General features: G+C 30.5%; 7 protein-coding genes. 1 reads left to right on the top strand and 6 read right to left on the bottom strand.

What is annotated here, in order from left to right; all coding sequences use genetic code 11:
- The first annotated feature begins 188 nt into the window (after window positions 1–188).
- Window positions 189–479 carry a DMT family protein gene (locus L21TH_RS15200; protein ID WP_006310696.1) on the top strand — a complete coding sequence of 97 codons (291 nt, stop codon included), beginning with the start codon at window positions 189–191 and terminating at the stop codon, window positions 477–479.
- A gap of 25 nt (window positions 480–504) precedes the next feature.
- Here the strand turns inward: L21TH_RS15200 and L21TH_RS04795 are convergent, their stop codons facing one another.
- The 6 genes from L21TH_RS04795 to L21TH_RS04770 form a co-directional block, all read right to left on the bottom strand.
- Window positions 505–1,296, bottom strand: a complete 792-nt coding sequence (locus tag L21TH_RS04795; protein ID WP_006310695.1) for a sulfite exporter TauE/SafE family protein — start codon at window positions 1,294–1,296, stop codon at window positions 505–507.
- A gap of 106 nt (window positions 1,297–1,402) precedes the next feature.
- Window positions 1,403–2,662, bottom strand: coding sequence for a YeeE/YedE family protein (locus tag L21TH_RS04790; RefSeq protein WP_006310694.1), 1,260 nt, complete (start codon window positions 2,660–2,662; stop codon window positions 1,403–1,405).
- 88 nt (window positions 2,663–2,750) lie between these two features.
- A complete protein-coding gene (locus L21TH_RS04785) occupies window positions 2,751–4,451 on the bottom strand; it encodes an FAD-dependent oxidoreductase (RefSeq protein ID WP_006310693.1) in 1,701 nt (566 codons plus the stop codon).
- A gap of 16 nt (window positions 4,452–4,467) precedes the next feature.
- A complete protein-coding gene (locus L21TH_RS04780; RefSeq protein WP_006310692.1) occupies window positions 4,468–5,748 on the bottom strand; it encodes an alanine:cation symporter family protein in 1,281 nt (426 codons plus the stop codon).
- 402 nt (window positions 5,749–6,150) lie between these two features.
- The gene (locus tag L21TH_RS04775) at window positions 6,151–7,389 is read right to left on the bottom strand and encodes an MFS transporter (protein ID WP_006310691.1); all 1,239 of its coding nucleotides are present in this window, start codon (window positions 7,387–7,389) and stop codon (window positions 6,151–6,153) included.
- Between the two features lie 154 nt (window positions 7,390–7,543).
- Entirely contained in the window at window positions 7,544–7,765 is a 222-nt protein-coding gene (locus tag L21TH_RS04770; RefSeq protein ID WP_006310690.1) for a hypothetical protein, read from the bottom strand.
- Between the last annotated feature and the right edge of the window lie 198 nt (window positions 7,766–7,963).

The following is a 7,963-nucleotide window of genomic DNA, read 5'->3' as shown; positions in this document are numbered from 1 at the left end:
TAAAAAATAAATAGCGATTCATCTCCCTATTGAAATAGGGAGGATTCTCGCTTAACTATCACTAAAAAACAAATATGTTTTTTCGTCTTTACATTCACCAATCAATAGTTTATAATAAAGCAGTTGAATTTCAATAATATGAGGTGAAATATGACTACAATAGTTTTACTTTTACTATCAAATGAATTATGACCTTTGCTTGGTATGGACACTTGAAATTTAAAAATGTTCCTATTTTTAAAGTCATTATAATTAGTTGGTTTATCGCTTTCTTCGAATACTGTCTTCAAGTACCAGCTAATAGAATAGGTAGTTCTCATTTTACTGCAGCTCAGCTAAAAATCATTCAGGAAGTAATAACCCTATCAGTCTTTTCTGTATTTTCAATTCTATATTTAAAAGAAAATTTTAAATGGAACTATGCAGTAGCATTTTTATTTATTCTTGGAGCCGTTTTTTTCACTTTTAAAGAATTTTAAAGGGACACAAATAAAGTGCCCCTTTTCACCTAATAATATTAATAATCATCATTGTCGCTGCTAACATATTTGTAAATGCAAAAACTCTTTTTAAATTTTTAGGTTTACTTTTAATAGCATATCTACTTCCTATTAATCCCCCAATTACTGCAACTACAGTAAGTGGTATAGCTAATTCAGGATTAAAGTCACCATTAATGCTATGCCCTATAAATCCCATTAAAGCTGTAATTGCAACCATAGCAGATGAAGTCCCAACCGCTATTTCCATCGGTATACCACACAATAAAACCATTAAAGGTATTTTAAAAGCACCTCCTGAAATTCCAATAGCACCAGCAAAAAAACCTACTATAGCTGTAATAGGTAAAGTAAGCCATAAATTAACAGTATATTCATACTCTCCAAAAGTTCTATTCCAGTAACCAAATTTATCATTTTGCTTTATAGGTCTTTGTTTTACTGAAACAAACATAAAAAATGATATTACTATCAGTAATATAGCAAACATTAATTTTAGAGTTGTTCCCTCAATACTTCCAGCAAAGTAACCTCCAATAAAAGCCATAATATCAGTAGGAGGGTCAATAACCAATGCAAGTTTCCAATCAACTTTTTTATGTTTATTAAAAATAAGCATTGAAGTAATTGAAGTTGCCATCATTATTAGCTGTGATGTTGTAGCAGCATTATGCATTGATATACCAGCTAGCACCATAGCAAGTACATAAAAATTACCTCCACCTTTACCTACCATTGACATTGAAACAGCAATAATCAATATTATAATACACATAATTAATACCGAGTTCATCATAATCACTTCTTCCTTAGCTAAAGTCTTAATATATTATAATATAAAAGTTAAACCTGCATAACCCCTTTTACAAAGGAGTTATCCAGGCTTATCAACTTACTTCCCTTTATGAGTTAATATCTAATTTTTTAACTAAGCTAATTCCTATAATACCTCCAATAACAAGAGCAACCATAAACACCCATCCTGATAAAGACAGGTTTGCTATTGGTGCATAAAATGCTCCTATATTACAACCTAGTGAAATTCTAGCTCCATAACCCATAAATAAACCACCTATAGCATAGAAAACTACGTCCTTTAAGTTGAATTTTGTGTTAAAAGAAAATTGACCTGCTAAAAGTGGAGATATCATAGCACCTATAATTATACCTAAGTTTCTTAGGGATTTAGGATCATTAAAAAATCCTCCATTAATAACATCTAATTTCTTAGCAAACCATGGCCAATTTGATACATCTATTCCAAATAACCATGCTCCCCAGTTAGCAAAGTTTGATGTAACTCCCCAGCTTGAACCTGTGGTTAATATAATTGCTAAGAATAAAATGGCTAGTAAAGAAGCTCCTGTATAGAATGACCATCTTTTTACAAAGAATTTATGATATGTTTCTTTACTAAAGAATTTGTATTCTCCCTCTTCTGGAAGCTCTTTCTCCCAGTCAGCATATGTCTCAGGAATAAATGTGTTTTCCCTTTTTCTTTTATCTTCATATTTTTTAACAAATATGTATATAGCTAAGAAACCAAGTAGTGAAACTATCATAGCTCCCATATATCCAAATATATCTGGAAGATATACTTTAGATCCAGCAAAGAATATTGACTTTTCCCACGCAGGCATGTGATTTACTCCTAGAATTGTTCCTACTATAAAGAAGAATAATACAATAGCTGATCTTACATGACCTTCACCTAAGTCTGTTAATGTTCCAGACGCACATCCACCACCAAACATCCCTATACCGAAAAGTACTCCCCCAATTATCGTACCCATATTTATAGGCTTTACAGATTTAAAGCCAGGTATGCTCTCAGCTCCACTCATAACAGCACTATAATGAATTGCGGCTGTTCCAATCATAGATATAATAAATAAGAACAATACCGCTTTTGTTAAGCTACCATTACCCATAATATACATCTTTCTAACTGTACCTGCAAAACCAAATCTAGATCTTTGCATAACATAGCCTATAGCAAGACCAGTAATTAAGAACATAGATAGCTTATAACTTCTTGAATGTAGATAAATGCTTAAAATTGTCATTATCAATATTAGTCCAAGTCCAATAAATGTTTGTTTTTTGTTAATTTCAAAACTAGATTTTTCTTTTGCAGTATTTGATTTTGTTGAAACTGCCATATTTTCCCCTCCCTGATATTTGATAAAATATTGACATTCTTGTTTTTTATATAAGGGGCAATTAATGCCCCTTATTATCTATTGGTTTTTAGTCAAAATTATAATCTGTTACAATCATTTCTCTATCAGTTGTTTGATCATTGAAGTATTCATAGAAAGATAATCCTAAGAATCCTCCAGAGATATTATAAACATTCTCAAATCCTAAATGTTGAAGAGCCATTACTGCATTATAACTTCTTTGTGCACTTCTACAATGTAAGTATACTGGCTCATCTTTAGGTATTTCATCTAATCTTTGTCTTAACTCACTAAGAGGTATATTTTTAGCTCCTTTTATGTGACTTAGTTCATATTCATCTTTTTCTCTTACGTCTATAATGCAAGCTCCACTTTGTACTAAACCTCTTATATCTTTTTCACGTACTTGTTTAAAGTCACCATGTAATATGTTAGTAGCAACATATCCAGCAAAGTTAACTACATCTTTAGCAGTTCCAAATGGAGGTGCATAGCATAATTCTAAGTCTCTTAAATCATCAACTGTTGCTCCAAATTTTATAGCTGTAGCAATTACATCTATTCTCTTATCTACATTTCCTTTACCAACTGCTTGAGCACCCAATACTTTTCCTGTTGGTATTTCAAATAATAACTTGAAGTGAACTGGTTCACATCCTGGCATTAAACCAACTTTATCTCCAGGAATTACTTTAACTACTTCGTACTTAATATCTAAGTTAAATGCTTCTATCATTTCTTCATTTAGTCCTGTTGAAGCAGCATTGTAATCGAAGCATTTTAATACTGATGAACCAATATATCCTGTATTTCTTACAACTCTTCCATGGATGTGATCTGCTACTTGTCTTGCTTGTTTTTGAGCTGGTCCTGCCAATGGTAATCTAGTAGTTCTTCCTGTTAAAGCATGATGTACTTCTATAGCATCTCCAACTGCATAAATATCTTTATCGCTAGTTTTATAGTTTTGATCTACTTTTATAGCTCTTGTTTCTCCTATTTCAAGTCCAGCCTTTTCTGCAAGTTCAGTTACAGGAGCTACACCTATAGCCATAACTACTACTTGAGCTTCTATTTTATTACCTGATTCTAAAATAACAGTATCTTTTTCAAATGCACTAACTTTATCCCCTACAATTAGGTTTACTCCATGGTCATGCAATTCTTTGTGTAAAATTTGAGCCATATCATAATCAAATGGTTTCATAATATGAGGCATAGCTTCAACTAAAGTTACATCATATCCTGCTTCTCTTAAGTTTTCAGCAACTTCAACTCCTATAAATCCTCCACCTATTACTGAAACTTTACATTTTCCCATTTCTTTAACTGACTTGTTAAGCTTTTCTATATCTATAACGTTTCTTACTGTATATACATTTACATCTTCAATTCCTTTGATAGGTGGAACTATTGGCTTAGCACCTGGAGATAATATTAGCTTATCGTAAGATTCAGTATACTCTTCTCCAGTTAATACATTTCTAACTTTTACTTCTTTCTTTTCTCTATCAATATCTACTACTTCGTTGTGAACTCTAGCTTCTATATTATATTGCTTTAAAAACTTTTCTGGGTTCATAAGAACTAAGCTTTCACTCTCTTCTACAGTACCACTTAAATGATATGGTAAACAACAGTTTGAAAATGAAACATGAGGGTCTCTTTCAAATATTATTACTTTATCCTCTTCATTTAATCTTCTTAATCTTGCTGCTGCAGAAGCTCCGCCAGCAACCCCACCAACTACTAAATATTTTTTACCCATCATTATTCCTCCTTTTTTATGCTACCTTCTTTGTATTATTGTTTTTATTTTGCATTTTCCTTATATCATATTTATTTATATCTCTAGTTGCAAATATTGATAAAGCTATAATATTAATAGATGCAACTATAAACATCAATAAATCAACTGCATCAAATATCACATCAAAATTTGAAACACTTAATAATCCTGATGCTGTTATTAAACATATATAGAATACAATTCTTTTATTTTCACTTATGCCAATAGACGTATTAATAAAGTGAAAAGAACTTAATACTGTTGTAAAACCACAGGATAAGAAGAATGCTATTATTATTCCTTCACCTAAATATCCTGTAACTTGATACGCACTCTGTAAATAACTACTAATCCTTTCAAGGCCATTACCTGAAAGCACTATACCAGTTCCATAATATTTTCCATACGAAAATACATAAGATGTTATTATAATTGCATTACAGATTGTAATAATTGTAGCCACAGCCTGTAACATAGCCTCTCTTCTTGAAGAATTCAATCTATCTGAACTTGCTAATGCACTAGTACCAAGGCCTGTCTCACTTGTTTGAATAATTCTTTGAAATCCAACTATAAGTCCTATTGGTATTCCCATCGTTGCTGACCTAAATGTTAAGAAATCCTTCCAAATCAGAGATAAATATTCTGGAATAAAATCTCTTGTTAAGAATGCAAATACAATGAAAAATACTGCATAAAGAACAATTAGAAAGGATACCATAGAACCTAAAACATTTACGAAAAGCTTATAGCTTTTAGATAGTACGACAATAGATACAAATATTAAAATAGGCAATACAACAAAGAATAATCTTCCACTCGGAGTAAACTCATAATTAAAATTTTGTTTAGCAAACAAATTTACGACACTTTGTACTCCTGTAAACTGAAAACCAGCAAATCCAAAGGAATAAAGTATTGCTAAACAAACAGCATATATAGCTCCTGCTTTTTTACTAATATAATGTTCTATAAACTGTCTTGGCTCTTTTTTGACTATTTGAGAAAAGAAAACTTCCGAATACGTAAGGGGAACTAATAAAGCCATACCTATGAACACCCATAATACTATACCTTCTCCTCCAACACCATTATCTGATGCTTTCCACATAGCTGCTAAAATTCCAATAACAGCACCTGTACCAATTTTAGATGATAATGATATAGAAAGGGCATTTTTTATCTTTGAAAATTCCAATTTAGTTGTATCTTTTTTGCTAATAACATTAAAGTATTGTCTTCTTCTGTAATTTACATATAATGCAGCTAAAATCATAAACGGTAAAAATAAGTTCCATAAATATTTGCTAATATTACCTACTATACTACCAAATACCTCTATAATATGAGGTCCTCCTTTCTTTTTCCTACTTTGTTAATTATTCCACAAATCTTGCCATAAAAAATTACCTACTTTGATTATAAACTAACAAATCCTTTTTTTGTAATAAAAATGAGTAATCTAATATAACATTATTTTATATATAATAAAAGACGTTAGATCTGTCATATTTTACATGACAAACATAACGCCCTTAGAACACAAGTGAACTGTTCTGTTGTAACCCTTATGTTCTAATTTTAATTCTATTATTATTTTATTATAATTTTATGGTAAGTTTTTATCAATAAAAATGTATATATGATAGGTAAAACGTCCCCTTGTAACATATTATTTCTACTCTATAGCTTCTATTTTATCCTTGTCTGTAGGTAATAAAATGAAAATAATAAGTCCGATAATAAACAGTGGTATAATTGATAGAATGCTATATCTAGCATTACCTGTCAAATCAGTTGTTAACGACATCACTAAAGGACCTAATATTGCAGCAAATTTCCCGAATATGTTATAAAATCCAAAAAACTCGTTTGAATTCTTTTTAGGTATTATCTTTGCATAATAGGATCTACTTAAAGCTTGAATTCCTCCCTGTGCTGAGGCTATTAGAATCCCCAAAATAAATACTTGGGAAATATCTGTTATAAAGTATGCAAATATACAAGATATTATATATGTACTAATTCCTACTATTATCATTCTTTTTGCTGTAAATAGTTTTGCAAGTGTTCCATAAATGATAGCAAATGGAAATGCTACAATCTGTATAATCAAAAGTATACCAAGTAAAATAAACATATCAAAGGAGTCTCCACCTAAAACTTGCTCAGCGTACGGAACACTCATTTTAATTATCGTACCGACTCCATCAATATAGAAAAAGTATGCAATTAAAAATATTAGTACAGTCTTTATTTTTCTTATATTCAAAAAGGTCTTTCCTAATCTTCTAAAGCTATTAACAACTGGTTTAGGTTCTGGTTCAACATAATGTATTTGTTTTACATTTCTTAGCATTGGTATTGTAAAAAGACCCCACCATAACGCAGTTATTATAAACCCAAGCTGATATCCTAAAAGTTTATCCATTCCTGTAAAGTAGACAACCCCAAGACTTATGCCAAATGGAATAATACTTGCAATATAACCGTAGGCAAAGCCTTTAGTAGATACCTTGTCCATTCTTTCATCTGTTGTTACATCTACCAAAAACGAATCATAAAATATATTTGCTCCTGCAAATCCTAAGCTGGTTAATATGTAGAATATAACTAAATATTGCCATTTCCCATATGGCACAAATGCAAGAGCAGCTGTAAACACAACACCTAGAATAAAGAAAAAGGTAAAAAATCTCTTCTTTTTGTCCTTATAATCAGCAATTGTTCCTAAAACAGGGCTTAATATAGCTATAAGTATACTAGCTATAGAATTAAAATACCCTAAGTCCATACTTTCACCACTTTTAAACATTCCAAAGTAAATTGGAAGCAAAGCTGTGGTTATTGAAATTGAATAAGCAGAATTACCACAATCATAAAGAATCCATGCTCTTTCTTGCTTGGTCAGCTTCATAGATGACATCCCCCTTTAATTTCGATATTTATAATATAATTTTATTGTATCATTTTTCTTGCAAATTAACTTATATTTAACAGATTAAAAACATAAGGGGACAATGCCCTTCTTCTTTTAAGTACTATAAAATATATAAACTTTCATATTCATTTTATTCAAATATTTCTCTAAAGTACTTGTTACCTATTTTAAGTTGTTCAATATAATTCATTATATTATTTACATCTTTAAAGTAATTACCTATTATTTCATTGTTATGACACAAAACCCATCCTTTAGATGAATTAGATATTGAATATAATTCTCCGTTATATTTAAATTCAATTTCTCGACCTACTAGTAAATCTTTTTTAAGGTCTTTAAAATTATACATAACTTCCCCCTGTCTAATATGAAATGGTACTGAAATTTGTAAAACTTGACCCTGTTATCCTTTATAGAGGTCAACTTCTTTTTTTATTGATAACATTTTGTTATCCAAATGTTTGATCATGTCAGCACATTCTTTTAGTTGATCAGTAAGCTCTTTAGGAACATCCTTGTTAAATTTATAGAAAATTCGATGCTCTAG

Source organism: Caldisalinibacter kiritimatiensis, assembly GCF_000387765.1.
GTDB classification, from domain to species: Bacteria; Bacillota; Clostridia; order Tissierellales; family Caldisalinibacteraceae; genus Caldisalinibacter; species Caldisalinibacter kiritimatiensis.
The sequence above is the reverse complement of the archived record's forward strand: the minus strand, read 5'-3'. Positions and strand labels throughout refer to the sequence as shown.